Source organism: Bradyrhizobium sp. USDA 4369, from assembly GCF_054056435.1.
On sequence record NZ_JBSRYH010000001.1, the window covers coordinates 800,671 to 827,096 of the forward strand.

The 26,426-nt window shown below is 66.1% G+C and carries 25 protein-coding genes and 1 riboswitch; of the genes, 11 read left to right on the forward strand and 14 right to left on the reverse strand.

All coding sequences use genetic code 11. The annotated features are described in order from the left end of the window. The first annotated feature begins 14 nt into the window (after window positions 1–14). From ACVIJ6_RS03795 to ACVIJ6_RS03810, 4 genes are all read left to right on the forward strand, one after another. A complete protein-coding gene (locus ACVIJ6_RS03795; RefSeq protein WP_456771555.1) occupies window positions 15–1,334 on the forward strand; it encodes an ABC transporter substrate-binding protein in 1,320 nt (439 codons plus the stop codon). Then, on the forward strand, window positions 1,331–2,269 hold the full coding sequence (locus ACVIJ6_RS03800; protein ID WP_012041994.1) for a carbohydrate ABC transporter permease: 939 nt from the start codon (window positions 1,331–1,333) through the stop codon (window positions 2,267–2,269). Before ACVIJ6_RS03795 ends, ACVIJ6_RS03800 begins: the two co-directional genes overlap by 4 nt. Then, window positions 2,266–3,090 carry a carbohydrate ABC transporter permease gene (locus tag ACVIJ6_RS03805; RefSeq protein WP_012041993.1) on the forward strand — a complete coding sequence of 275 codons (825 nt, stop codon included), beginning with the start codon at window positions 2,266–2,268 and terminating at the stop codon, window positions 3,088–3,090. The genes ACVIJ6_RS03800 and ACVIJ6_RS03805 overlap by 4 nt, the downstream gene beginning before the upstream one ends. Window positions 3,091–3,409: 319 nt before the next feature. Next, window positions 3,410–4,504 carry an HWE histidine kinase domain-containing protein gene (locus tag ACVIJ6_RS03810; RefSeq protein ID WP_456771556.1) on the forward strand — a complete coding sequence of 365 codons (1,095 nt, stop codon included), beginning with the start codon at window positions 3,410–3,412 and terminating at the stop codon, window positions 4,502–4,504. A gap of 7 nt (window positions 4,505–4,511) precedes the next feature. Here ACVIJ6_RS03810 and ACVIJ6_RS03815 read toward each other — a convergent pair whose 3' ends face one another. The 8 genes from ACVIJ6_RS03815 to ACVIJ6_RS03850 all read right to left on the reverse strand — a co-directional run bounded on the left by ACVIJ6_RS03815 (window position 4,512) and on the right by ACVIJ6_RS03850 (window position 14,381). Continuing rightward, the gene (locus ACVIJ6_RS03815; protein ID WP_456771557.1) at window positions 4,512–5,327 is read right to left on the reverse strand and encodes an XdhC family protein; all 816 of its coding nucleotides are present in this window, start codon (window positions 5,325–5,327) and stop codon (window positions 4,512–4,514) included. A gap of 214 nt (window positions 5,328–5,541) precedes the next feature. Then, a complete protein-coding gene (locus tag ACVIJ6_RS03820) occupies window positions 5,542–6,747 on the reverse strand; it encodes a vWA domain-containing protein (RefSeq protein ID WP_456771558.1) in 1,206 nt (401 codons plus the stop codon). Then, window positions 6,744–7,613 (reverse strand): AAA family ATPase, encoded by an 870-nt coding sequence (locus ACVIJ6_RS03825; RefSeq protein WP_456771559.1) that lies wholly within the window; start codon window positions 7,611–7,613, stop codon window positions 6,744–6,746. Before ACVIJ6_RS03825 ends, ACVIJ6_RS03820 begins: the two co-directional genes overlap by 4 nt. A 347-nt stretch (window positions 7,614–7,960) precedes the next feature. Further along, window positions 7,961–10,381 carry an aerobic carbon-monoxide dehydrogenase large subunit gene (locus ACVIJ6_RS03830; protein WP_456771560.1) on the reverse strand — a complete coding sequence of 807 codons (2,421 nt, stop codon included), beginning with the start codon at window positions 10,379–10,381 and terminating at the stop codon, window positions 7,961–7,963. Beyond that, window positions 10,378–10,878 (reverse strand): (2Fe-2S)-binding protein, encoded by a 501-nt coding sequence (locus tag ACVIJ6_RS03835; protein WP_456771561.1) that lies wholly within the window; start codon window positions 10,876–10,878, stop codon window positions 10,378–10,380. Before ACVIJ6_RS03835 ends, ACVIJ6_RS03830 begins: the two co-directional genes overlap by 4 nt. 257 nt (window positions 10,879–11,135) lie before the next feature. Beyond that, complete coding sequence (locus tag ACVIJ6_RS03840) at window positions 11,136–11,999, reverse strand: FAD binding domain-containing protein (protein ID WP_456771562.1); 864 nt, start codon at window positions 11,997–11,999, stop codon at window positions 11,136–11,138. 363 nt (window positions 12,000–12,362) lie between these two features. After that, window positions 12,363–13,595 carry an MHYT domain-containing protein gene (locus tag ACVIJ6_RS03845; protein WP_456771563.1) on the reverse strand — a complete coding sequence of 411 codons (1,233 nt, stop codon included), beginning with the start codon at window positions 13,593–13,595 and terminating at the stop codon, window positions 12,363–12,365. 171 nt (window positions 13,596–13,766) lie between these two features. Then, a complete protein-coding gene (locus ACVIJ6_RS03850; RefSeq protein ID WP_456771564.1) occupies window positions 13,767–14,381 on the reverse strand; it encodes a 6,7-dimethyl-8-ribityllumazine synthase in 615 nt (204 codons plus the stop codon). A 76-nt stretch (window positions 14,382–14,457) separates the two neighbouring features. Beyond that, a riboswitch (FMN riboswitch) is annotated at window positions 14,458–14,653 on the reverse strand. A gap of 392 nt (window positions 14,654–15,045) precedes the next feature. Here ACVIJ6_RS03850 and ACVIJ6_RS03855 point away from each other — a divergent pair. Together ACVIJ6_RS03855 and proC are read left to right on the forward strand one after the other, a co-directional pair. After that, window positions 15,046–15,546 carry a type III secretion system chaperone family protein gene (locus tag ACVIJ6_RS03855; RefSeq protein ID WP_012041983.1) on the forward strand — a complete coding sequence of 167 codons (501 nt, stop codon included), beginning with the start codon at window positions 15,046–15,048 and terminating at the stop codon, window positions 15,544–15,546. Window positions 15,547–15,669: 123 nt separating this feature from the next. Beyond that, a complete protein-coding gene (proC, locus tag ACVIJ6_RS03860) occupies window positions 15,670–16,536 on the forward strand; it encodes a pyrroline-5-carboxylate reductase (protein ID WP_456771565.1) in 867 nt (288 codons plus the stop codon). 103 nt (window positions 16,537–16,639) lie between these two features. On the opposite strand, the gene ACVIJ6_RS03865 is transcribed toward proC, so the two are convergent. The 4 genes from ACVIJ6_RS03865 to ACVIJ6_RS03880 form a co-directional block, all read right to left on the reverse strand. Continuing rightward, window positions 16,640–17,035 carry a thioesterase family protein gene (locus tag ACVIJ6_RS03865; protein WP_456771566.1) on the reverse strand — a complete coding sequence of 132 codons (396 nt, stop codon included), beginning with the start codon at window positions 17,033–17,035 and terminating at the stop codon, window positions 16,640–16,642. A 220-nt stretch (window positions 17,036–17,255) separates the two neighbouring features. Next, entirely contained in the window at window positions 17,256–17,492 is a 237-nt protein-coding gene (locus ACVIJ6_RS03870) for a tautomerase family protein (RefSeq protein ID WP_456771567.1), read from the reverse strand. 250 nt (window positions 17,493–17,742) lie between these two features. Next, window positions 17,743–19,341, reverse strand: coding sequence for a histidine--tRNA ligase (gene hisS / locus ACVIJ6_RS03875; protein ID WP_456771568.1), 1,599 nt, complete (start codon window positions 19,339–19,341; stop codon window positions 17,743–17,745). A gap of 163 nt (window positions 19,342–19,504) precedes the next feature. Further along, window positions 19,505–20,584 (reverse strand): branched-chain amino acid aminotransferase, encoded by a 1,080-nt coding sequence (locus tag ACVIJ6_RS03880; RefSeq protein WP_456771569.1) that lies wholly within the window; start codon window positions 20,582–20,584, stop codon window positions 19,505–19,507. A gap of 341 nt (window positions 20,585–20,925) precedes the next feature. On the opposite strand from ACVIJ6_RS03880, the gene ACVIJ6_RS03885 reads away from it, so the two are divergent. The 3 genes from ACVIJ6_RS03885 to ACVIJ6_RS03895 all read left to right on the forward strand — a co-directional run bounded on the left by ACVIJ6_RS03885 (window position 20,926) and on the right by ACVIJ6_RS03895 (window position 23,867). Then, window positions 20,926–21,477: a MarR family winged helix-turn-helix transcriptional regulator gene (locus ACVIJ6_RS03885; RefSeq protein ID WP_456771570.1), complete on the forward strand. Its 552-nt coding sequence runs from the start codon at window positions 20,926–20,928 to the stop codon at window positions 21,475–21,477. After that, window positions 21,474–22,205, forward strand: a complete 732-nt coding sequence (locus ACVIJ6_RS03890; protein WP_456771571.1) for a response regulator — start codon at window positions 21,474–21,476, stop codon at window positions 22,203–22,205. The genes ACVIJ6_RS03885 and ACVIJ6_RS03890 overlap by 4 nt, the downstream gene beginning before the upstream one ends. Before the next feature lie 273 nt (window positions 22,206–22,478). Further along, window positions 22,479–23,867, forward strand: a complete 1,389-nt coding sequence (locus ACVIJ6_RS03895; protein ID WP_456771572.1) for an ATP-binding protein — start codon at window positions 22,479–22,481, stop codon at window positions 23,865–23,867. A gap of 72 nt (window positions 23,868–23,939) precedes the next feature. On the opposite strand, the gene ACVIJ6_RS03900 is transcribed toward ACVIJ6_RS03895, so the two are convergent. Further along, window positions 23,940–24,485, reverse strand: coding sequence for a DUF3617 domain-containing protein (locus tag ACVIJ6_RS03900; RefSeq protein WP_456771573.1), 546 nt, complete (start codon window positions 24,483–24,485; stop codon window positions 23,940–23,942). A gap of 81 nt (window positions 24,486–24,566) precedes the next feature. Further along, the gene (locus ACVIJ6_RS03905) at window positions 24,567–24,887 is read right to left on the reverse strand and encodes a hypothetical protein (protein ID WP_456771574.1); all 321 of its coding nucleotides are present in this window, start codon (window positions 24,885–24,887) and stop codon (window positions 24,567–24,569) included. A gap of 170 nt (window positions 24,888–25,057) precedes the next feature. On the opposite strand from ACVIJ6_RS03905, the gene ACVIJ6_RS03910 reads away from it, so the two are divergent. Together ACVIJ6_RS03910 and ACVIJ6_RS03915 are read left to right on the forward strand one after the other, a co-directional pair. Then, window positions 25,058–25,522 carry a hypothetical protein gene (locus tag ACVIJ6_RS03910; RefSeq protein WP_456771575.1) on the forward strand — a complete coding sequence of 155 codons (465 nt, stop codon included), beginning with the start codon at window positions 25,058–25,060 and terminating at the stop codon, window positions 25,520–25,522. Between the two features lie 136 nt (window positions 25,523–25,658). After that, the gene (locus ACVIJ6_RS03915) at window positions 25,659–26,360 is read left to right on the forward strand and encodes a ribonuclease T2 family protein (protein WP_456771576.1); all 702 of its coding nucleotides are present in this window, start codon (window positions 25,659–25,661) and stop codon (window positions 26,358–26,360) included. Window positions 26,361–26,426 lie beyond the last annotated feature (66 nt).

Sequence of the window (26,426 nt, forward strand, 5' to 3'; positions counted from 1 at the left end):
TTGGGGAGGACACGATGACCGCGATCACGCGCCGCAACATGCTTGCGGGCACGGCAGCAGCGGGCGCATTGGCGCTCACCGGCCAACCTGCCTGGTCGGAACCGCAGTGGAAGAAATATGCCGGCACCAAGCTCGAGGTGATCCTGGCCAAGGGGCCGCGCGGCGACAATCTGCAGAAGAACATCAAGGAATTCACCGCCCTGACCGGCATCGAGGTGGAATCCGAGCAGATCCCCGAGCAGCAGCAGCGCCAGAAGGTGGTGATCGAACTGTCGTCCGGCAAGCCAAGCTTCGACGTCGTGCATCTCAGCTACCACGTGCAGAAGCGGCAGTTCGAGAAGGCCGGCTGGCTCACCGACGTCACCGACTTCATGAAGGATCCGAACCTCACGGCCCCGGACCTTGTGCCGGGCGATTTCTCAGCCGCCGGACTGACTTACGCCAGCAACGACAAGGGCCGCATGTTCTCGCTGCCGTGGTCGGTGGACTACTTCATCCTGTACTATAACAAGGAGCTGCTGGCGAAGAAGAGCGTCGAGGTGCCGAAGACGCTCGACGAGATGGTGGTGGCGGCGCAGAAGCTCACCGATCCCAAGGACGGCACCTTCGGCTTCGTCGGCCGCGGCCTGCGCAACGCCAACATGACCTTGTGGACCAACTTCTTCCTGAACTATGGCGGCGAATTCCTCGACGCCAAGGGCAACATCCAGACCGATGGTCCCGAGGCGATCGAGGCCACCAAGCTGTATCAGAAGCTGCTGACCACATGCGCGCCTCCGGGCGTCGCCGGCTTCAACTGGATGGAGTCGATGGCCTCGTTCACGCAAGGGCGCTCGGCGATGTGGATCGACGGTGTCGGCTGGGCGCCGCCGCTGGAAGATCCCAACGCCTCGCGCGTCGTCGGCAAGGTCGGCTACACCGTGGTGCCGGCCGGACCGAAGGGGCAGTATTCGGCAACCTATGGCGACGGCGTCGGCATTCCCGCGGCCTGCAAGAACAAGGAGGCCGCCTGGCTGCTGTGCCAATGGATGGTTTCCAAGGCGCAGGGCGCGCGGCTGGTGCAGGCCGGCGGCGGCGTGCCGTTCCGCAACTCCGTGCTGGGCGATGCCGAGATCCAGGGCGGCGTGAAGATGCCCAAGGAGTGGCTGCAGTCGGCGATCGACTCCGGCAAGATCTCGAAGCTCGGCCTGCCCGTCATCATTCCGGTGGCCGAATTCCGCGACCTGGTCGGCGCGGCGCTGACCGCCACGCTGTCAGGCGCCGATCCGGCGACCGAGCTGAAGAAGGCCCACGAACAGTTCCGCCCGATCCTGGAGCGCAGCGAGAAAGCGTGAGCACGATCGTCGAGCAGGTCTCCGGCGCGGCGAGCGAGGCCGCCGCGCCGGAACGCGCATTGCGGCCGCCCTCCTACTGGCCGTTCGTGGTGCCGGCGCTGGTCACCGTGCTGGCGGTGATCATCTTTCCCTGGCTGTTCACGATCTGGATGAGCTTCCAGGAATGGAAGGTCGGTTCGCCCACGGCCTTCGTCGGGCTCTCGAACTATCTGCGCTTGCCGGCCGATCCGCGCTTTGTCGAGTCGGTCGGGCACACGCTGTCCTACACGGCGCTGTCGGTGCTGCTGCCGCTGGTGCTCGGCACCTTGGCTGCCGTCGTCTTCCACGCGCGCTTTCCGGGGCGCGGCCTGCTGCGCGCGCTATTCATCATGCCGATGATGGCGACGCCGGTCGCGATCGCCCTGGTGTGGACCATGATGTTCCACCCGCAGCTCGGCATATTGAACTATCTGTTGTCGCTCGTCGGCCTGCCGCCGCAGCTCTGGGTGTTTCATCCGGGCACGGTGATCCCGTCGCTGGTGCTGGTCGAAACCTGGCAATGGACGCCGCTCGTCATGCTGATCGTGCTCGGCGGCATCGCCTCGTTGCCGACCGAGCCCTATGAGAGCGCGCAGATCGACGGCGCCTCGACCTGGCAGATGTTCCGCTACATCACCTTGCCGCTGATCATGCCGTTCTTGTTCATAGCCGCGATGATCCGCGCCATCGACGCGATCAAGAGCTTCGACATCATCTTTGCGATCACGCAAGGCGGTCCAGGCTCGGCGTCGGAGACCATCAATCTCTATCTCTACAGCGTCGCCTTCGTCTATTACGACCTCGGCTATGCCTCGGCGATCGCGGTGGTGTTCTTCGCGCTGATCGTGGCGCTGACCGCATTGCTGCTGGTGCTGCGCCGGCGCGCGCAGTGGAATGCGCTGGGGACCGACACATGAGCGCGCACACCATCCTCGGCCGGCTCGGGCTGGCGCTGGGCGTGTTCCTCATCGTCTCGCCGGCAATCCTGTTCTTCCTCTGGATGATCTCGCTGTCGGTGAAGTTCGAGGTCGACAATGCGGCCTATCCGCCGGTGTTCTGGCCGGAGCATTTCGCCTGGAAGAACTACACTGATGTGCTATCGTCCAACCGCTTCTTCACCTATTTCAAGAACAGCCTGCTGGTGACCGGCGGCGCCACCGCGCTGGCGATGCTGGTCGGCGTGCCCGCCGGCTACGGCATCGCCCGCATGGCGGCGCATAAATCGGCAATCGTGATCCTGATAGCGCGCATCACGCCCGGCCTGTCCTACCTGATCCCGCTGTTCCTGTTGTTCCAATGGCTCGGCCTGCTCGGCACCCTGTGGCCACAGATCATCATCCACCTCGTCGTCACCGTGCCGATCGTGATCTGGATCATGATCGGCTATTTCGAGACCACGCCGATCGAACTCGAGGAGGCCGCGCGGATCGACGGCGCTACGCGCTGGCAGGTCTTCCGTCACGTCGCATTGCCGGTGGCCAAGCCGGGTCTGGCCGTCGCCTTCATTCTCGCGGTGATCTTCTCCTGGAATAATTTCGTGTTCGGCATCGTCCTGGCCGGACGCGAGACACGTACCTTGCCGGTCGCGGTCTACAACATGATCTCGTTCGATCAGCTCTCCTGGGGCCCGCTCGCCGCAGCGGCCCTGATCGTGACATTGCCGGTGCTGCTGCTGACGGTCTTCGCGCAGCGTCAGATCGTGGCAGGGCTGACGGCGGGTGCAGTCAAGGGCGGTTGACGAACGATTGGCCATAATTGCGTCCGCGACGGCGCATATTCCGCGCGATGGAGAACGGATCGCGGACAATTTGCGGCGCGCACGCCGTTCGCCTTCGTCAAGCCATGTTCCGCTCCATGGTTACCCAAATGGAACCGGGATTCGCTCGCGCGCTTGACGCGCGGGAAGATCATCTTCAAAGGTTTCAAAGAGTTTCTGTGCCGGCTTCGTTCCAGCCGAATACCACTGTGCCCGCGCGATCGACCGGCTCGGATTGGCGCCCCGTTCGGCTCGTCGTGCAGATCCATCACCGGCTGAACGCCAGACCGACGAAAGTTGCATGACGTCCGATCGCGACGCCTCCGCGCCAGACCGATTGGCTGCCCTGTTGCAGACCGAGCTGCTCGACTCACCGCCCGAGCCCGGCTTCGATCGCGTGACGCGGCTTGCGACACGGCTGCTGGCTGCGCCCGCATCGATCATCGCACTGGTCGACCGCGACCGGCAGTTCTTCAAGAGCTCCGTCGGCCTGTGCGAGCCGTGGGCGTCGCTGCGCGAGACGCCGCTCAGCCACTCGTTCTGTCAGCATGTCGTGACCACGGCGCAGCCGCTGGTGGTGGTCGACGCGAGCCAACATCCGCTGGTGAAGGACAATCTCGCGGTGCCGAACCTCGGCGTGATCGCCTATCTCGGCGTGCCACTGAAGCTGCCGAGCGGCGAGGTGATCGGCGCGCTCTGCGCCATCGATCACGTGCCGCGTCCCTGGAGCGAGGAGGATATCGCGCAGCTCACCGAGCTCAGCGAGATCGTGATGGACGAGATCGCGCTACGCACCGAGAATGCGCGCAGACGCACCATCGAGCAGCATCAGCGCGTGCTGGTGCACGAGCTCAATCACCGGGTCAAGAACACGCTCGCGCTGGTCGACAGCGTCATCGCGCTCAGCATCCGCGCCGACACCGCGCTGACCGAGTTCGGCGAGGTGCTGCGCGGCCGCATCGCCGCGCTCACCCGCAGCCACGCGCTGGCGCTGGATCGTGGTCGCGAGGCGCTGGGCCTCGACGACCTGGTCCAGGCCGAGCTCGCGCCGCTGCAATGCGACCGCGTCGCAGTCGATGGTCCCGCCGTGCAGCTTGCGCCGGGGATTGCGCTCTATCTCTCGATGGGCCTGCACGAGCTGATCACCAATGCGGTGAAATATGGCGCGCTGTCGAACGATGCGGGACGGGTGGCGCTGAGCTGGACGGGCGACGACGGCCGGCTCAAATTGTCCTGGCAGGAAAGCGGCGGGCCTCCGGTCGCGCCGCCTGCGCGCAACGGCTTCGGCTCGCTGCTGTTCGAACGCATTCTCGGCGCGGCACTGAAGGGCGAGGTGACGCGCGACTTCGCCATCGACGGTGTCAAGGTGACGTTCGATCTGCCGCTGACGCCGTGAGCTTGCTTCAGCCGCGCTGACCCCGCCGGCGCGTCAGCGTGATCTCGGCGAGGATCGACATCGCGATCTCCTCCGGCGTGATGGCGCCGAGATCGAGCCCCGCCGGCGCTTTCACCCTGTCGAGCAGCGCAGCGTCGATGCCGTCTTTGATCAGCTTGTCGCGCAGGCTGTCCATCTTGCGGCGGCTGCCGACGAAAGCGAGATAGGTCGCAGCCCAGCCGAGCGCGGCGCGCAGGGCGACTTCATCGCCCTTGCCTTGCGTCGACACCACAATGAAGCGGGCGCCACCGGCCGGCTGCTCCAGCGTAAAGCCATCGACGCACACATCCACCTCCGGTGTCGCGAGGAGGTCGGCGGCCGGCGCCGCCAGCGTGACATGATAGCCGAGCGGCCGCGCCTGAGCGGCGAGCGACAGCGCGACCGGGCTCGCGCCGAAGATGACCAGCGACGGATGCGGCAGCACCGGCTCGATGAAGATGTCCATGGTCCCCTGGCTTGGACACATGTTGGCGGCGAAGCGCACGCCCTCGCGGGTCTCGCCAGGTCTGACGCCGAGCTCGGCCAGCAGATTGTCCGGCTGCACCGAGATCATGCGCGGGATGCCGTCGGCCAGCGCCTCGCGCGCCGCCTTCAGCACCGCGCCGCGGGCGCACCCGCCGCCGATCCACCCCGCCACGATCGTGCCATCGAAACGGATGATCGCCTTGGCTCCGGCCTTCGCAGCGGTCACTGACACCGTGCGCACGACGGTGGCGAGCACAAAACTTTCCTCGGCCGCTTTCAACTGCGCGGCGAGATCGAGGAGTTCTGAGGATGTGGTCATCGGTGCCACCTCGGACGCACGTTCAGGGCACGCTGCGGCGACATCGACGGTCTGTTCCCTCCCCCCTTGTGGGGGAGGGTTAGGGAGGGGGGCGTCTTGCACCGCCGCCGGGATACCCCCCTCCCCAACCCTCCCCCACAAGGGGGGAGGGAGCGTCGTACCGATGCCGTAGCAGAGTGCCTCGCACTCAGATCAATCAGGTCGTTCAGCATCCTCACAACCTTGCCAGATAGGGCTCCAGCGCCGCCAGCGAACTCAGCGTGTGCGCCGGCGCGTAGAGATCGACATGCGGCAGCGCGGCCTTGATGCCGCGCGCTTCCGGCGCGTAGCCGTCCCAGCCGAGCATCGGGTTGAGCCAGACGATGCGGCGGCAGCGGCGGCGCAATTGCGCCATCTCGCGGCCGAGCAGCGCCGGATCGCCGGTGTCGTAGCCGTCGGACACGATCATCACGCAGCTGCGCGAATGGATCACGCGCGCGGCGTGCCAGCGATTGAAGGTCTGCAGGCTCTCGCCGATCCGGGTGCCACCGCCCGCGCCCTGCGCCATCATCGACAACCGGTCGAGCGCGCGCGCCGCGTCCCTCTCCTTCATCGCATCGGACACGTAGGCGAGCCTGGTGTGAAACAGGAACGCCTCGGCCTCGCGAAACGTGTCGAGCACGCCATGGATGAAGCGCAGGAACACCGCCGTATAGGCGCTCATCGAGCCGGAGGCGTCGAGCAGCACCACCAGCCGCAACGGCTTGGACTTGCGGCGGCGGTGCACCAGCGCAATCGGCACGCCGCCATGGCTGATGTTGCGGTGAATCGTGCGGCGCAGGTCGAGCCTCCAGCCCTTGCGCCTGATCTGATCACGCCGCGTCAGCCGTGTCCGCATCACCCTGGCGAGCCGCGCCGCCGCCTCATGCGCCAGCGCGACCTGGTCGGGATCGGCGAGCCTGCGGAAGTCGGTGTCGTTGATCGCCTCGACGCGCGAGGCGCCTTCGCGCACGCCCTCGCCGCCGGCGTCGCGCGGCGTGTCGTCGGAGGGGATCTGATCCGTCGCGCTCTGCGGGCCGGATTGGCCCGCATTGGCGTCCCGCAGGCTCTTCAACGATGGACTGTTCGCGGCCGGCGCGGCGCCCGACACCAGCGATCGCGAGCGCACGCGCTTGCCGAGCCAGAACGCATCGAACAGGCCGTCGAAACGATCCCATTCGCTCTTGCGCGCCGCGAACAAATGCTTGAACGCCGAGCGCAACAGGCCAGGTTTGCCGGCATAGCCCGCGGCCATCACCGCCGCAGCGTCCTGCCCTTCCTGCAGTCCGACCGCAAAGCCATTGTCACGCAGCGTTTTCACAAATGCGCCGAGGCGGCCTACAAGGAGCCGCGCCACCGCGTCGAGGTCTTCATGGTCAGGTGTGGCGCCACAACAGCTCATGCGACCTTCCCCAGCAGCCGCGCCGTGACCTCGCGCGTGACGCGGGCGCGGTCCTCATGCGTCTTGAGCAGACACATCAGCGTGTCATGCACCAGCTCGGGCTGATCCTTGAGATCGCGCACGTCGAGCCCGACCAGCGCCGCCGCCCAGTCGAGCGTCTCGGCGACGCCGGGCACCTTGCGCAGCTCCTCCTTGCGCAAGCCTTCGACCATCAGCGCGATCTGCAGCGCGAGCGAGGCTGAGGCGCCGCCGATCCGCGTCAGGATGATGCGCGCCTCGCGATCGACATCCGGATAGTCGACATAATGATAGAGACAACGCCGGCGCAGCGCGTCCGACAGCTCGCGGGTGCCGTTGGAAGTCAGCACGACATGCGGAATGCTGGTCGCCGTGATGGTGCCGAGCTCGGGGATCGAGACCTGGAAGTCGGAGAGCAATTCGAGCAGGAAGGCCTCGAACTCATCGTCGGCGCGGTCGATCTCGTCGATCAGCAGCACCGGCGGCACGGCGCGGCGGATCGCCGCCAGCAGCGGCCGCTCCAGCAGATATTTTTCCGAGAAGATCTGGTCCTCGATCGCCTCGGCATGGCCGCGATGCGCCTCGATCGCCAGCAGCTGGCGCTGATAGTTCCATTCGTACAGCGCCGAACTCTGGTCGAGGCCTTCATAGCATTGCAGCCGGATCAGCTCGGTGTCGTGGGTGGCGGCGAGCGCCTTGGCCACCTCGGTCTTGCCGACCCCGGCCTCGCCTTCCAGCAACAGCGGCCGCTTCAACAGCTGCATCAGCGCAACCGCCGTCGCCAGCTCGCCATCGGCGATGTAGCCGCTGGCCGCGAGGGATTTGGCGATGTCGTCGCGGGTCTTCATCGTGGTAATTCTGCCTATCGGGCTCGGCGCGTATGAAGATCCTCACCTCTCCCCGCTTGCGGGAGAGGTGAGGATCGCATCGCCAGATGCGATCCGGGTGAGGGGGGCTCTCCGCGAAACCGGTCGTGCGGAGAGTCCCCCTCACCCCGACCCTCCCCGCAAGCGGGGCGAGGGAGCGCACTGCCGATGCCGTTACGACTCCATTCTCTCTTCGTCATTGCGAGCGGAGCAACGTGTCCGCCAAGGCCCGCAGGGCGTAGGCGGAAGCAATCCAGCGCCTCGGGTGGGACTCTGGATTGCTTCGTCGCTTCGCTCCTCGCAACGACGGTGGTGCACGAGGGTCGAGTTTACACCACCACGCCGAGGGTCTTCGCCGCCTGCCAGTTGCGCCAGAAGTCGTGGGGCATCTGGATGTGGGTGGCGCCGAGGAATGAGAACGCGTCGTTGACGGCGTTGGAGAAGGCCGGCACGCCGCCCACATTGGGGCTTTCGCCGACGCCCTTGGCGCCGATCGGATGATGCGGCGAGGGCGTCACCGTGAAGTCGGTCTCCCAATGCGGCGTCTCGACGGCGGTCGGCATGAAGAAGTCCATGAACGAGCCGGTGACGACATTGCCCTCGGAATCGTAGCGGATCTCCTGACCCATCGCGATCGCGAAGGCCTCGGTGAGGCCGCCATGGATCTGGCCCTCAATGATCATCGGGTTGATGCGGGTGCCGCAATCATCCAGCGCATAGAAGCGCCGGACCTTGTACACGCCCGTATCCACGTCGATATCCATCACGCAGAGATAGGCGCCGAACGGATAGGTCATGTTGGGCGGGTCGTAATAGCTGACCGCCTCCAGCCCCAGCTCCATGCCCGGCGGCACCGAATTGTAGGCCGCCCAGCAGATATCCTTCATCGACATGACCTTCTCGGGCAGGCCCTTGACGCGGAAGCCGTCGATGTCCCATTCGAGATCGTCCTCGTGGACCTCGAGCTTGTAGGCCGCGATCATCTGCGCCTTGGCCTTGATTTTTCGCGCGGCCATCGCGATCGCTGCACCCGCAACCGGGGTCGAGCGCGAGCCGTAGGTGCCCAGGCCGTAAGGCGCGGTGTCGGTGTTGCCCTCCTCCACCATGATGTTGTCGGCGGGAATGCCGATCTCGCTGGCGATGATCTGCGCCCAGGTGGTCTCGTGGCCCTGGCCCTGGCTCTTGGTACCCATGCGCGCGATGCCGGCGCCGGTCGGGTGCAGCCGGATCTCGCAGGAATCGAACATCGCGATGCCCAGGATGTCGCAGTTCTTCGACGGACCGGCGCCGACGATCTCGGTGAAGAAGGAGACGCCGATACCCATGATCTCGCGGGTCTCGCCGCGCTTGAATGCCGCGCGCTTCTCGGCCTGCTCCTTGCGCAGGCCTGCATAGTCCACGCTCTCCATCATCTTGCGCATGGCGGTGTGGTAGTCGCCGGAATCATATTCCCAGCCCAGCGCTGAGTGATAGGGGAATTGCTCCGGCTTGATGAAGTTCTTCAGGCGCAGCTCCGCCGGGTCCATGCCGAGCTTCTGCGCGAGAATGTCCATCGCCCGCTCGATGCAATAGGCCGCCTCGGTGACGCGGAACGAGCAGCGATAGGCGACGCCGCCCGGCGCCTTGTTGGTGTAGACGCCGTCCACCGTGAGATGCGCGACCGGGAAGTCGTAGGAGCCGGTGACGATGTTGAAGAAGCCAGCCGGCCATTTCGACGGATCGGCGCAGGCGTCGAAGCCGCCGTGGTCGGCGAGCACGTGGACGCGCAGGCCGGTGACCTTGCCGTCCTTGGTGGCCGCGATCTCGGTGGTCATGTGATAGTCGCGCGCGAACGCGGTCGCCGTCAGGTTCTCGATGCGGTCCTCGACCCATTTCACCGGCTTGCCGGTGACGATCGAGGCGACGGCCGCGCAGATATAGCCCGGATAGGCGCCAACCTTGTTGCCGAAGCCGCCGCCGATGTCCGGCGCGATGACGTGGATCTTCTGCTCCGGGATTTTTGCGATCAGCGAAACCACGGTGCGGATGACATGCGGCGCCTGGAAGGTGCCCCAGATCGTCAGCTCACCCTTGATCTTGTCGAACGCGCAGACGCACTGGCAGGTTTCCAGCGGCGACGGATGGGTGCGGTGATAGGAGATCATCTCCTTGATTGTGACGTCGGCCTTGGCGAACGCCGCGTCGGTGAGGTCCTTGTCGCCGATCGCCCATTCGAAGATGTGGTTGTGGTGCTTGCGGGGGCCGTGCGCGCCCGATGTCTTGCCGGCGAGGTCCTCGCGCAGGACAGGCGCATCTGGGTCCATGGCCTTGAACGGATCGACCAGCACCGGCAGCGCCTCGTACTCGACCACCACCTTGTTGACGCCGTCATCGGCGGCATAGCGGTCGGTCGCGACGACGAAGGCGACCTCCTGGTTCTGGAACAGCACCTTGCCGTCGGCCAGCACCATCTGCACGTCGCCGGCGAGCGTCGGCATCCAAGCGAGGTTGACGGTCTTCAGCGTCTCGGCGGTGATCACCGCGAGCACGCCGGGCACCTTCAGCGCCTCCTCGGTGTGGATCGCCTTCACCCGTGCATGCGCATGCGGCGAGCGCACGAAGTCGCCATGCAGCATGCCCGGCAATTTCACGTCGTCGACGTAGTTGCCCTTGCCTTGGGTGAAGCGGATGTCCTCGACGCGCTTGCGCCGGCAGCCCATGCCTTCGAGTGCGGCTTCGCGTTGTTCCCGCGTGGGAGTCATGTCGTTCATTCCGCGGCCTCCTGGAATTCCACGCCGTTGATCTTGGCGGCGGCGTATTGGATCGCCTTGACGATGTTCTGGTAGCCGGTGCAGCGGCAGATGTTGCCGGAGATGCCGGCGCGCATCTCGGCTTCCGTCGGCGACGGATTTTCCTTCAGCAGCCGATGCGCGCGGATGATCATGCCGGGCGTGCAGAAGCCGCATTGCAGGCCGTGCATCATGCGGAAGCCTTCCTGCAGCGGCGACAGAGTGCCGTCGGCATTGGCCATGCCCTCGATCGTGGTGATCTCGGCGCCATTGGCCTGCACCGCGAGCATGGTGCAGCTCTTCACGCTCATGCCGTCGATGTCGATCGTGCAGGCGCCGCAATGGCTGGTCTCGCAGCCGATATGGGTGCCGGTGAGCTGGGCCTGCTCGCGCAGGAAATGAACCAGCAGCGTGCGCGGCTCGGCGAGGCCCTCGACCTCGCTGCCGTTCACCTTCATCGTGATATGGGTTTTGGGCATTCGGTGCTCCCTGAATAACTCTTGCAATTTTGGGCCGAAGTATCAGCCGCGCTGTCGGTGCGCTCCCCTCCCCCACGCCGCAATCGCGCAGCGGTTGTCGGCAGCGGGAGAGGTTGGGGGGTGGGGGTCCACGGCGGCAGTTTCGCCTGGGGCTACCCCCCCTCCCCGCCCCTCCCCCACAAGGGGGAGGGAGAAGAGAGATCTCGCCGGGTGGCGAGGCTGCACCGCATGCAGTGCCAAGGTGTCGGCAAACGCCGCTACTTCGCCCGGCTCGCGGCGCGCTGCAGCGCGCGCATCACCATGATGCCTCCGACATGCGTGCGGTACTCGGCCGGGCCACGCGCATCGGAGGCCGGCTGCATGATCGCGCGCGCCGCGCTTGCGGCCGCCTTCAGCGCGGCGTCATCGAGCGTGGTGCCGATCACGGCGTTCGCCGCGCCGGTCGCCAGCAGCGGCGTCTCGTGCAGATTGGTCAGCGTGATGACGCAGCTCGCCACCTTGCCGCCGGCCATGGTCAGCACCACGCCGGCCGCCGCGGTCGCGTAGTCGCCGACCTTGCGCTTCAGCTTCTCATAGGCGTAGCCGTGACCGGCAGGCGGAACGGGGATGCTGATGCCGGTCAGGATCTCGCCGGGCTCGAGCGCGGTGAAATAGGCACCCTGGTAGAACTCACGCGCCGCGACCTCGCGGGCGCCGTTCGGACCTTCCAGGCGATAGCTCGCATCCAGCGCCAGCATCAGCGCCGGCATGTCGTTGCCGGGATCGCCATTGGCGACATTGCCGCCGAGCGTGCCGCGGTAGCGCACCTGCGGATCGGCGATCAGGAGCGCCGTCTCGTTCAGGATCGGCAGGCTCTCTCCGACCTCGGCCGACGCCAGCAGCTCAGCCTGCGTGGTCATCGCGCCGATCACGATGCGGCCGCCGTCGCGGCAGATGCCCTTCAGGCCGGCGATGCCGTGCAGGTCGATCAGATGCGCCGGGGTCGCCAGCCGCAGCTTCATCATCGGCAGCAGGCTGTGGCCGCCGGCGAGCGGCCGGGCCTCGTCGCCGAGATCGGCGAGCAGCTTGATTGCGTCGCCGACACTCGCCGGCCGGTGATAGTCGAACGGACCTGGAATCATGGCGTTTCCTCCTGTGCTGGCTTGCCTTGTCGGCTTGGCCTTGCGCTGAAACGGCCGGCGCTTGTTCTTGCTGCGAGAGCGAAGGACGAAGACGGGCGCATCGCGCTGTTGCCGTGGAGAGTCGACCGGGTTCACCGGTTGCGCAACGAAGCCGGCACGGAGGGCGGTGAAATCGCACGAATTGCGGGTCGTTGCGCACGAACTGCGTCAGCGAGGGCGACCCAATTCAACGGGAGGCGCGGTGCGAGTCGGTGCGTGACGCCACGCCCGCGGCGACGCGCGGTGCGCGCCTGGTATGATCGACCTGTGTGCGTTGCAACGAGGAGCGGCGCGCCGCCGCAGTTGCGAACCAAGTCGCGCGGATCAGGCCGGCCGCCGCAGCCCGAGCCGAGCCTTGACCTCGGCGACCTTGGCTCGGCTCACCGGCACGCGCGGCTTGGACGGACCATCGAGTTCGATGATCGCCCCCTCGCCTTCCTTGCCCACAAAGATGACGTGCTCGATGGCGATGATGTGACTGCGATGGACGCGGAGGAAGCGGCCGGGATCGAGCTGCGCCTCAGCCTCGGAGATCGACCACGGGCACATCCGCTCGCGGGTGCCGTCGTGCACTCTTGTGTAATGCGCGTCAGCGCGCACGCTGCGGACGTCGCCGGCATCGATGAAATGGGTTCCATTGGCGCCTTCCAGCGGCAGCCGGGCTGCGGCGACGCGCGGCGGCTGGCCGATGCCGCCGAGCGGCGCGGCGATGCGGCGGGCGGACGGGGGGCTCTCGACGGGATCGGGAGACGCCGGCGTCACCGGCTGCGCGGGCGGCGGTGGCGCGGCCGGTTCCGGCGCGAGACGCGGCGCAGCCTCAGGCAGCACCGCGGCCACCCCCGACTGACGGCGCGGGTCGGGCACCAGAGACAGCAGGAAGCCGGCCGCGAGGACGAAGCAGAGCACGGCGACGACGATCGCCAGCGCTTGCGGCGATGCAGCAAGCCCCGCGGCGTGATGATGTCCCGCAACCTCCGGCACGACATGCATGCCCAGCATCGCCGTATAGTGCATGCCGGAGACCGCGATTCCGAACGCCACCGCACTGATGGCGAGCCGCAGCCCGTCCTGCCGCGCCAGGAAGATGCGCAGGCCGCCATAGGCGGCGATGATGGCGATGCCCACCGACAGCGCCACCAGCGCTGGATCATGCGTCAGTCCGAACGGCCCGGCGAGACCGTGCATCCCGACATAATGCATGCTGGCGATGCCGGCACCGAGCAGCAGCGCTGACGGAACGACGCGCTTGGCTGCGGGATCGCCGATGCTGACGAAGAACAGCGAGATGCCGACCACCAGCGCGCAGATCAGGAAGGAGATGATGGTCGGCAGCACCAGATAGACCGCATCGGCCGGCAACGGGGCCGCCATCATGCCCACGAAATGCATGGTCCAGATGCCCACGGCCAGAATGCCCGCCGCACCGGACAACAGCACGCGCGGATTGGCTCCCGGCCCGCTGCGGATGCGCGCAGCGAGACCAAAGCCGGTATAGCCACCCAGGCTCGCGATCACGACCGAGAGCGCGACGAGATAAGGATCGTATCCTTCGATCATCCTTGTCGGCCGCCCGTCGCCACGGGCAGGCCTCCTCCCGGGGAGATTTTACAGGGGCCGCGAGGGGAATGACAACACGAGGCGACGAGCGGGAGGGGACGCGTTGTCGCTGGGGGTGTTGAAAGCGGCGTGGATGTGGCTGGCCGCGACCAGCCACACGACGTCGCCGCCTCAGATGATCCCGGCCGCCACCTGGCTGCGCAGGCGCTCCAGGCTCAGCAGGGTCTCCGCGCAGGCTGCCGCCACCTCGATTCCCTTGGTGGCGAAATGCTTGCGGAAGAAATCGAGATGCGCCTGCGTTTCGTGGAATTGCTGTGGGGTCAGCACCGCTGAAAACACCGGCACCTCGGTGCGCAATTGCACATCCATCAGCGCCTTGATCACGGTGTCGGCGACGAATTCGTGGCGGTAGATGCCGCCATCGACGACGAGCCCGGCCGCGACGATCGCGGTGTAGCGCCGCGTCTTGGCCAGGAGCTGCGCATGCAGCGGGATCTCGAACGAGCCGGGCACCTCGAAGATATCGACGCGGTCGCTCGCGATGTGGCGCGCCGCGATCTCGTCGAGGAAGGCATGGCGGCATTCGGCAACAACGTCGCGATGCCAGGCCGACTGCACGAAGGCGACGCGCTGCGGCTTGGTGAAGCGCGGATGCGATGGCGCCGGCGGCGTGTCGTCGGGCGGGCTCGGCTCCGCCGGCGGCGCGCTGTCTGTGCTGATCGTAGCGGTGGGTGTGCTGTCGGCGGGGGGGGTGTCGGTAGGCGCGTCTTGTAGAATCTGATTCATGGTTATCCTCGTCAGAGACCAGAATCAGGGCACACGGAACGACGACGCCCCGCGCGGGATTGCGCGGAGAGCCGGGACCCGTTCTCTTTCATCCGGACTGTGACCGTCGGCTTCGGAATCGCACCGAATCTGCTGACCCTTCTGCTCTTGGCGCGATCCGGGGAACAGGATTCTCCGGATCACGCCTTTTGCAGAAGGCGCTCGCGGGCTCGCGCGCTCGACCGAGAGCGCTTACCGCCGGTGGGGAATTTCACCCCGCCCTGAGAACATGAGCCGCCCGGATGGACGGCCCGCAGGAACTATGCAGGGGCTCTGCGGTGTCGACAAGGGCTCATGCCCGCGCTCGATGGGGGACGGCCATGCGGCCAGAAGCGGCCGTTTCCCCGCCAATCAGGCCCTGATCGAGCGCTTGCGCCGAATCCGATTCCGTTTTGTTCTCATTCGGCCATGATTCCACAGGCTGGACAGGAGTTGTGGACGAAGCGGTGTTTGGCTGTGGACGGACTCACCCCCCCGTTGCGCGGATTCCGCAAATCACATCACTTTGTCCGCGCACGCCCGGGCATCCTCCGGGGCTGCAAGCCGGGTTCGAGGCGCCGACAGGGCGCGGGCCGGGTCGCCGCGTATGTACCAACGAGATCAAGAAGACAGAGGTCGAGACGGCATGTCCCTGCTCGAGAGCACTATCGATTCCGGAGATCATCCTTTGAGCGTGGTGGAGAACATCGCGTCCGACAACAATTGGATGTTCGAGCGCTCCGGCGAGGACGAGATCACGATCGCCTCCAAGGGGCAGTGGACCGACTATCAGCTCTCCTTTACCTGGATGGCCGAGATCGAGGCGCTGCATCTGGCCTGCGCCTTCGACATGAAGATTCCCGAAGCACGCCGTGCCGAGGTGCAGCGGCTGATCGCCGCGATCAACGAGCAGCTGTGGCTGGGGCATTTCGACATCTGGACCCATACCGGCATGGTGATGCACCGACAGGCGCTGGTGCTGCCGGGCGGCATCACCGCCTCCGGGCCGCAATGCGAAAGCATGCTGGCCGGAGCCATCCACGCCTGCGAGCGCTATTTCCCGGCGTTCCAGTTTGTCGTCTGGGCCGGCAAGTCGACGCAGGACGCCATGGCGGCGGCGCTGTTCGACACCGAAGGCGAGGCGTAAGGCGGCGCAGTCACCACACATGCGGTGTCGTCCCTGCGCACGCAGGGACCCATACCGCGTGATCTCGATGTGTCGCACGATGCTTGTCGCTCTGCCCTCGCTCCACTAGAAACGCTGGTGGTAATGGGTCGCTGCTTGCGCAGGGACGACAGCTTTCGTGCGGTGACGGCAGTGGGCAAGAACGAACTCCAACACACCACAGGCACCATCGTGCTGGCCGGCGCCGGCAAAATGGGCGGGGCGATGCTGACCGGCTGGCTGGCCGGCGGGCTCGATCCGGAGCGCGTGGTGGTGATCGAGCCGATGCCGTCGGCGGAGATCAGCGCACTCGGGGCCAAGGGCATCCGCCTCAATCCGGCTGCGGTCACCCCGGCCGAGGTCGTGGTCGTGGCCGTCAAGCCGCAGATGTTCCGCGAGGCCGGGCCAGCGCTGAAACCCTGGGTCGCCGACACGACGCTGGTGCTGTCGATCATGGCGGGCACGACCATCGCCAGCCTGCAGAACGTCGTGGGCGGCGCCGTGGTTCGGGCCATGCCGAACACGCCCGCCGCCATCGGTCGCGGCATCACCGTCGCCGTCCCCGCCAGCCATGTCAACGCCGCCCAGCGCGCGCTGACCGATGCGCTGCTGCGCGCCACCGGCGCGGTGGAATGGGTCGATGACGAGGCGCTGATGGACGCGGTGACCGCCGTTTCCGGCTCAGGTCCCGCCTACGTGTTCCTGCTCGCCGAGGAGCTCGCCCGCGCCGGCATCGCCGCCGGCCTGCCGGAGGCGCTGGCCACCAGGCTCGCGCGCGACACGGTGTCCGGCGCTGGCGAACTGCTGCACCGCTCGGAGCTGTCATCCGCGACGCTGCGCCAGAACGTCACCTCGCCCGGCGGCACCACCGCGGCAGCGCTGTCGGTGCTGATGGGGCCGGATGGCTTCCAGCCGCTGCTGGAGCGCGCGGTGGCCGCCGCGACGGCGCGGTCGAAGGAATTGGCGAAGTAGTCTCCTACCCTCTCCATCGTCATTGCGAGCGAAGCGTCGCAATCCAGAATCTCGCACGGGACTCTGGATTGCTTCCTCGCTGCGCTCCTCGCAATGACGGCGCCTACGGCACCGCGAACCGCTTCTTGAACTGCTCGACATTGATCAGCCCGCGGCCGTGACGGCCGTCGCCGATCTTGGTCTCGCCGTGATAGGCCTCGACGCTGAAGCGGATGACGCGACGCTCGACCTCGATCACCTCGGCAACCGTGCGAATGGTGGCGCCGACCGGCGACGCCGCGAGGTGGCGGACATTGACCTCGGTGCCGACCGTGACCCAGCCCGGCGGCAGCACCGGATTGATAGCGTCGCCCGAGGTCATCTCCATTTCCAGAATCATCATCGGCGTCGCATAGACCATCGGCATATGCGGAACAAAGTGCCCGACCGTGCGCTCCGCGGGCACCACGAGCAACCGCTCGGCGCGCATGCCCGGCTTGATGATCTCACGTGCGTCCATGATCGCCCCAAACTCCGTTGTCGTCCCGGACAAGCCGTGCCGCGCGACAGCGCGGCTCGGCGCCGATCCCGGACCCATACGCCGCGGCGGTCGTGACGGGCAAAAGGCCGATGACCAGCGTGCCTCAAACGTTCACTGGGGTTATGGGTCCCTGCGTTCGCAGGGACGACAGCGAATGTTGTCGAGACAGATGTTATGGCCTCGCCGGGATGACGGCCAACTACTTCTTCTGCTCAGCCGCGCGCTCGACGAAGGTCTTGCCGCCCTTCATCTTGTGCGTCAGCGGCGCCTCGTTGATCTGGATCACCACGGCTTCCGGATCGACGCCGAGATGCGTCACCAGCGCCTGGGTGATGTCGCGCATCATGTTGGCCTTCTGCTCGTCGGTGCGGCCGGCAGCCATGTTCACGGTGATCTCGGGCATTCGTTGCTCCTTCCCATTTGCCGTCGTTTCCACGACGAACTTCTCAAAGGCTCGATCAGTTTACCCAATATTGCACAGGAGCATCAGCCCGCTCCTGAGCAATTCGGGTATCGATGAGCTCGTCATCGCGAGGAGCGCAGCGACGAAGCGATCCAGGGTTTCTCCGAGAGGTCGTACGGCTTGGCCCTGGATTGCTTCGCTTCGCTCGCAATGACGTGCCAAGATCGACAGCGTCGTTTGACGTGATGGATGCGCGGGTCAAGCCCGCGCATGACGAGTCGTGTTACCCCCAGCTCACGTCGTGGCGCGCGAGCACCTCGCGGACAGCGGCGACGAGTTCGTCCTCCTTGGCTGAGACCTGCGCCGGGCGGCTCTCGCGCCATTCCTGGTTGGAGGCGATCGCGGCCGCGGCCTTGGCGCCCTCGATCAGATCCTTGATCTGCACCTCGCCGCGCGCCTTTTCATCCGAGCCCTGGATGATAACGCAAGGAGCGTTGCGGCGATCTGCATATTTGAGCTGATTGCCCATGTTCTTCGGGTTGCCGAGATAGAGCTCGGCGCGGATGCCGTGGCTGCGCAAGGTCGCAACCATCTTCTGATAGTCGGCGACGCGGTCGCGATCGAACACGGTGACGACCACCGGCCCGAAGGCCGGGCGCGTGTCGAGCTTGCCGAGCAAGGTCAGCGCCGCCTGCAGGCGCGAGACGCCGATCGAGAATCCGGTCGCCGGCACCGGCTCGCCGCGGAAGCGCGAGACCAGGCCGTCATAGCGGCCGCCGCCGCCGACCGAGCCGAACACCACCGGCTGGCCCTTCTCGTTGGGAATCTCGGCGAGCAGCTGCGCCTCGAACACCGGCCCCGTGTAGTATTCGAGACCACGCACGACCGAGGGATCGACCATGATCTGGCTGTGATAGCCGGCGGCATCGACCAGGCGCGCGATCTCGACGAGTTCGTTCAAGCCGTCGATCGCCAGCTTGGAGTCGGCAAAGGTCTCGCGCAGCATGTCGACGATGCGACGCGCGACGTCGTACTCATTGTCCTTGCGATCGGGATCGCCGGCGAGGCGCTGCGCGACGTCCTTGTCGCCGGCATAAGCGAGCGTCGGCGGCGCGACCAGCGCGCGCGCATTGACGAACGTCTCGATCTTCTTGATCTGCGTCTCGTCGAGCCCTGCCCCCTTGGTGAAGTCGCCGCTGTCGTCCTTGCGGCCCGCGCCAAGCAGCTCGCGCACGCCGCGCTCGCCGAGCCGGTCGAGCTTGTCGATCGCGCGCAGCACCGTGAGGCGGCGGCCGAAATTCTCGTCACCGCCGAGGCCGATCGACTCCATGACGCCGTCGAGCACCTTGCGGTTGTTGACCTTGATCGCGTAGTCGCCCCGCGCAATCCCCAACGCCTCCATCGTATCCGCCGCCATCATGCACATCTCGGCGTCCGCCGCCGGCGATGCGGAGCCGACGGTGTCGGCATCGAACTGCATGAACTGGCGGAAGCGGCCGGGGCCGGGCTTCTCGTTGCGGAACACGTAGCCGGAGCGGTAGCTGCGATAGGGCAGGACCAGGCGGTCGGTGCCGTAGCGCTCGCCGACATAGCGCGCCAGCGGCGCGGTGAGGTCATAGCGAAGGCTGATCCACTGCTCGTCATCGTCCTGGAACGAGAACACGCCCTCGTTGGGGCGGTCCTGGTCGGGCAGGAACTTGCCGAGCGCATCGGTATATTCGAACGCCGGCGTCTCCACCGGCTCGAAGCCGTAGCGCTCATAGACGGCGCGGATCTTCTCGACCATCTCGCGCGTGGCGGCGATCGCCGCGGGGCCGCGATCCTCGAGCCCGCGCGGCAGCCGCGCCTTCAGCTTCTGTTGTTTCTTCGGTTTGTCGGACATGCAGGCTTGGTAGCAGCCAACCGGGCCTGCATCAACGGCACCCGCTGTTCATTTTAGAACTCGTCATGCCCGGGCTTGACCCAGCCATCCACGACTTTCTTTGCCGCACGACGTGGATGCCCGGGACGAGCCCGGGCATGACGGTCAAAACTGGGCCTACCCCCTACTTCACATCCCGGATCCAGTTGTGCGGATCGGGGCTGCGGCCGTACTGGATGTCGACGAGCTGCTTGCGCAGGCCCATGGCGACCGGGCCGGCCTCGCCGCCATTGATCAGCACGTCGCCGCTGGCCGAGCGCACCTTGCCGATCGGCGAAATCACCGCGGCGGTGCCGCAGGCGAATGCCTCCTTGAGCTTGCCGCTGGCTGCGTCGGCGCGCCACTGGTCGATCGCATAGGCCTCCTCGCGCACCTCGCGGCCGGCATCGCGCGCCAGCTTGATGATGGAGTCGCGGGTGATGCCCGGCAGGATGGTGCCCAAAGGCGGCGTCGACAGCGAGCCGTCGTCGAACACGAAGAACACATTCATGCCGCCGAGCTCCTCGACATAGCGGCGCTCGATCGCGTCCAGGAACACGACCTGGTCGCAGCCATGCGCAATCGCCTCGGCCTGCGCCTTCAGGCTCGCGGCATAATTGCCGCCGCATTTGACGCCGCCGGTGCCGCCAACGGCGGCGCGGGTGTAGTTCTCCGAGACCCAGATCGAGACCGGCGCCGGGCCGCCCTTGAAATAGGAGCCGACCGGCGAGGCGATCACCGCGAAGATGTATTCCGCCGACGGCTTCACCCCGAGGAACACTTCATTGGCAATCATGAAGGGACGCAGATACAGGCTGCCCTCGCCGCCCGGGATCCAGGCGCGATCGATGCTCACCAGTTGCTCGACCGCCTCGATGAAGACCTCGTGCGGCAGTTGCGCCATCGCCATGCGCTCGGCCGAATTCCAGAACCGCTTGGCGTTGGCGTCGGGGCGGAACAGGTTCACACCGCCATCGTCACGCTTATAGGCCTTCAACCCTTCGAAGATCTCCTGCGCGTAATGCAGCACCGCGGCGGCCGGATCGAGCGGGAAATTGGCGCGGGATTCGACCCGCGCGCTATGCCAGCCCTTGTCCTGGCTGAATTGGACCACGGCCATGTGATCTGTGAACACGCGGCCGAAGCCCGGATTGGCAAGCTTGGCGGCGCGCTCCTGGTCGGAGGTGGGGTTGGTCGTCGGCTTGATGTCGAATGTCAAAGTCATGTCCTTGCTTCCCCCGCTTGATCGCCATGCGCGAGTTCTGTGGCCGACCTGCCCGTCCGGTTCAGTCGGCTCTTTGAATGTCGGACCAGCCGCGGCCGGTCCTTGAGCCGGTCGCCAGGCAAGCATGCCGTCACAGGACATGCTTTTGCGCCCGGCGGAAGTCCAGTATGGTTTGCCGAAATGCCGCTCGACATCACACGGTTGTTCAATCAGTGGCCCCGGACACCCGTCCGGGTTGCCTAACCCGTTCAGTCACGTCCTGAAACCGTCGCCATCCACGAACGATCAAAAATTTCGTGGCAGGCGATTGTTTTGTAACATTGAACCGCAGAAACGTCAATATGGCTGACATAAATTTCTCGTCTCCGGTATTGAGTCCCGAGCTGCGGGCAGCCGAGCCTCAGGCCGGTGCAGACGGAGAGCCGCTGCGCTGGGACATCATCGAGCTCCTGTTCTTCGCCTATCGCGACTTCGTCGGCGATGCGGATCAGGAGCTGGAGGCGTTCGGTTTCGGCCGCGCGCATCACCGCGTGATGCACTTCGTCACCCGCTATCCCGGCCTGAAGGTCGCCGATCTCCTGGACGTGCTGCGCATCACCAAGCAGTCGCTCGGACGCGTGCTCAAGCAACTGCTCGACGAGGGCTATATCGTGCAGAAGACCGGCAACAATGATCGCCGGCAGCGCCTTCTTTTCGCCACGCCCAAGGGCGAGGCGCTGGTGGCCAAGCTGGCCGGGCTGCAGACGCGGCGCATCGATCGTGCGCTGGAGCAGGTCGGACCAGCCGGCGCCGAGAAGGTCCGGCAGTTCCTGCGCGCGATGATCGATCGCGACGATCCGGACAAGGTACTGGAAGCCATTTTCAGGACGCCCGTCGCCGCTGCCAAGGAGTGACCGTGTCGATCGCCGCCATCACCTCCCAGCCGCCGCAGACGCCGGCCGACGACGCGCCGCATCTGTTGCTCGTCGACGACGACCGCCGCATCCGCGATCTCTTGTCACGCTTCCTGCGCGGCGAGGGCTATCGCGTCACCACCGCAGCGAGTGCGAGCGACGCGCGCGCCAAGCTGACCGGCCTGCATTTCGATCTGCTGATCCTCGACGTGATGATGCCCGGCGAAAGCGGCTTCGACCTCGCCCGCTTCATCCGCACGCAATCCTCGGTGCCGATCGTGATGCTGACCGCGCGCGCCGAGCCGGACAGCCGCATCGAAGGCCTGCAGCTCGGCGCCGATGACTACGTGGCCAAACCTTTTGAGCCGCGCGAGCTCGCGCTGCGCATCGGCAACATCCTCAAGCGCGCAGCGCCGCCGCCGGCCGAAGAGGTCATCGAGCAGATCGCGTTCGGCCCGTTCGTCTATCATCTGGCGCGCGGCGAATTGAAACAGGGCGAGGAGATCGTCCACCTCACCGACCGCGAGCGCGAGATGCTGCGCATCCTCGCCAATGCGCGCGGCGAAACCGTGCCGCGCGGCGCGCTGACCGGCAACGGGACCGTCAACGAGCGCGCCGTCGACGTCCAGATCAACCGCCTGCGCCGCAAGCTCGAGATCGATCCCGCCAACCCGCTGTTCCTGCAGGCCGTGCGCGGCATCGGCTACCGGCTGATGGTTTCGGGCTGAGATGAGCGATTCCTTCGAGCAGCGCGCCACCCCTCTGCCCCCGTGGAAGAGGGCATTAACGAATATCTTCGAGCGGGAATCGAGCCAGTGCACCGCTGTCGGGGCAACAGCTTCAGAGGCGCGCGAGTTCGCATCCCCGCCGCGAGACCTGAGACGCCTCGGCCCCTCCCCGTCATTGCGAGCGCAGCGACGCAATCCAGAGTCCCGCGATGATTCTGGATTGCTTCGTCGCTTCGCTCCTCGCAATGACGACAGCAGCGAGAGTGTCCCGGCATGAGCACGCTCGACACCGGCCTCACCCTGATCCGCACGGCATCGCGGCGCGTGTCGCGGGCGAACAGCATCGTCGGCAATGCCTTCAAGGGCTGGATGCCGACCGGGCTATATGCGCGCGCGCTCTTGATCATGATCGTGCCGATGGTCATCCTGCAAACGGTGGTGGCCGGCGTGTTCATGGAGCGGCACTGGAACACGGTGACGCGGCGCCTGTCGGCCGCCGTGGTGCAGGACGTCGCGGCGCTGATCGAGATCTACAAGGGCTATCCGCAGGACAAGGACCGCACCACGCTGCGGCGGATCGCGCAGCAGCGGCTCAATCTGGTCGTCGACTTCCTGCCGGCCGGCGACATGCCACCGCCCGGCCCCAAACCGTTCTTCAACCTGCTCGACCAGTCGCTGTCGAGCCAGATCGGCCGCCAGATCAGCCGCCCGTTCTGGATCGACACGGTCGGCCGCTCCAACCTGGTCGAGATCCGGATCGCGCTCGACGATGCCGTGATGCGGGTGTTCGCGCAGCGCGGCGCCGCCTATGCCTCGAACACCGACATCTTCCTGTTCTGGATGGTCGGCACCTCGTCGATCCTGCTGATCGTGTCGGTGCTGTTCCTGCGCAACCAGATCAAGCCGATCCTGCGGCTGGCCGATGCCGCCGAGAGTTTTGGCAAGGGCCGCGAGGTCCACAACTTCCGGCCGCGCGGGGCGCGCGAGGTACGGCGCGCGGCGCATGCGTTCCTGGAGATGAAGTCGCGCATCGAGCGCGCGATGGAGCAGCGCACGGCCATGCTGGCCGGCGTCAGCCACGATCTGCGCACCATCCTGACGCGCTTCAAGCTCGAACTGGCGCTGCTCGGCGACAGCCCCGAGATCGACGCCATGCGCAAGGATGTCGACGAGATGTCGCATATGCTGGAGGACTATCTGGCATTCGCGCGCGGCGACAATGGCGAGATCGCGCAGCCGACCGATATCTCCAACGCGCTGGAGGAGCTGCGCGGCGACGCCGAGCGCAACGGCCATTCCGCCACGGTGTCGTTCCACGGTCTCCCTGTGGTCACGGTGAAGCCGCAGGCGCTGAAGCGCTGCCTCGGCAACCTCGTCTCAAACGCTGCCCGCCATGCCGATGCGATCGCCATCACCGGCCATCGCGACCACCGTTATCTCACCATCACGGTCGATGATGACGGTCCGGGCATTCCGGCCGAGATGCGCGAAGAGGTGTTCAAGCCGTTCCTGCGCCTGGACGACGCGCGCAACCAGGACGAAGGCGGCACCGGATTGGGTCTCGCCATTGCCCGCGACATCGCGCGCTCCCACGGCGGCGACATCACGCTCGGCGACAGCCCGATGGGGGGACTGCGGGCGAGCGTGCGGATCCCGGTTTGAGTGAAGGAGCGCGCTGCCGGCGGAGCAGCCCGCTCGTAACTCGCCGACAGGTGCGGCGATCCATCTTCCGCGCTACTGCTTCGCGCCCGGGATCAGGTTCTTGAGCTTGCCCATGTCCTTGATGTTCATCTTCATGCCGCCGGGCATGACGATGTCGCCGGGCTTCTGGCCGGGCTTGCAGGCCCCGAGCCACTTGGCCTCGATCGTCATCGCGGTGTCCTTGACACCCGTGCCGGCGGCGCCGCCAGTGACCCGCGACATCGTCTTCACCGTGTAGGCAGAGTTGAAGTCGCCGGTGATGTCGGCATGCGACGTCGTATTGATGCCGCCGAAATTGCACACCGAATCGGTGACGTAGCCGGTCGCCGTCTTCTGGATGTCCTGCTTGGAGCAGACCTGCTGCGCCATCGGCGAAGCGAAGCTGTTCATCTCCTTGTCGGTGGTCTCGTCGGTGCAGTGCTGCATCGTCGCCTCCGGCGTCTGGCCGCCGGAACTGAGCATCTTAAGCTCCCACAGGCCCGGCTTGCGCACCGGCAGGTCGAGGGCAAAAGCGACGCCCGCCGTCCCGCACAAAAGGCCGCAACAAAGAACTCCGAGGACGAGGCGCTGACGTGTCATGATTGTGTTCCGGCTTTGATGTCGATCGGCGGACCGATGACGCCGAATCATGGCGTTAGTTTAGTCAGGCCTCGATTCGGTTCAGTACAGCGTCCGCAAGGGCCGCTGCGCCGAACCGTAAGGCACCCAGCGGCAGGCGAAGGACACATAGCCGCCATAACGCGCATCGACCGCGAGGAATTTCGCGACCTTGCCGTAGGAGGCGCAGTGATCAGCCGCGATCTGGCGGGCGTCGGCGGTCTGCGCCACCGGATAGGCAATGATGCCGCCGATGTCGTTGCCCTTGATCGGCGGCACCCAATCGGCGTGGGCCGGCGCGACCGCCAGCACCACCATGGCGGCCATCAGGCCGGCCGTCGTTCCGATTCGGGCCTTCACGATCCCGCCCTTCAGCATCCGCATTGCATTCTCCTTGCGCTGGCGCGTCATCCTAAAGGTCATGTCCGGCCAAGAAAAGAACACCGGCCTGCGGTTAACAGGACTAATCGTGGAGTGTTGCCGCGTTGCACTTGACCTGCTGTGGCGGTCGCGGCACGGTCTCCTCCCTCGGATCCAGCCTTTGCGGACGGCCCATGCGCGACTTCAGCTCAGCTTTCAAGACGTTCGGCGCGGTTTGTGGCGCGCTGCTGGCAACGCTCGCCGCGTCCGCTCCCGCCAAGGCCGCCAATCCGCTGGAGATGAACTTCTGGCTGTCCGGCCCGAAATATGAAGGCCGCGTCGCGCCCTGCGAGGCAGCCATTCCGACGATCGTGTCGCGGTTCCAGGAGAAGGAAAGCACCTTCTGGAATTCGACGCTGACGATCACCGGCGTCGCCAATGTCCGCGAGATCGCCTTCCGCCCCTGGCAGTCCGACAACATTCCGCGCCGGTTCTGCACCGGCAGCGTGATGGTCAGCGACGGCAAGGTGCGGACCGTCAACTACTCGATCATCGAGGATGGCGGCTTCGCCGGCTACGACCAGGGCGTCGAATTCTGCGTCGTCGGCCTTGACCGCAACTGGGCCTTCAATCCAGCCTGCCGCGCCGCCAAGCCCTGATCCACACTCGCCACCTGCGGCTTGTTGATCGGCAGCTTTCGCACCGGTGACAATGCCGGCCGCGAGCAGTGTCATCTTTGTTCTTGAAATGTTCCGGACGACTGCTAAGTTCCTGGAATTCTCCGGGGAGTTAGCCATGTTCGAATGCCTGCGCCGACCCGCTGCCCTGCTGTTCAGAACGGCCGCCTGTATCGCGTTGCTCTGCGCCCTCGGGGCCGGGCCGGCCGGCGCCCAGGACCGCCGCCAGAACGCGCCGGGCGCGTTCGATTTCTACGTGCTGTCGCTCTCCTGGTCGCCCTCGTTCTGCGCCGAGGCCGAAGAGCGCGGCGGCCGCGGCAGCCGCTCCCAGCAATGCAGCGGACGGCCCTATTCGTTCGTCGTGCATGGGCTGTGGCCGCAATATGAAAATGGCTATCCCGAATATTGCGAGCAGCCGGCGCCGCGCCTGCCGCGCAACATCATGACCTCGATGCTCGATCTGATGCCGGCGCCGGGACTGATCTACAACGAGTGGGACAAGCACGGCACCTGCGCCGGCCTGTCTGCGAAGGCCTATTTCGAAGCCATCCGCAAGGCGCGCGCCGCGATCAAGATCCCGGAGGAATTCCTCGATTTGTCGCAGGCCAAGACGGTCACCCCCACCGCGATCGAGGAGGCCTTCATCAAGGCCAATCCCAAGCTCACCAGTTCGGCCATTGCCGTGACCTGCAACCGCACCCGGTTGAGCGAGGTGCGGATCTGCCTGTCGAAGAATCTGGAATTCCGCAACTGCGATGAAGTCGATCGCCAGGCCTGCCGCCGCGACGAGGTCAACATGCCGCCGGTGCGCGGCGGGTAGCAGTCGCCGGGCGACGGCCGGAGGGCGGCACAGCTGCATTCCCGGCCGCGCCCTGCTCGCTGTGCG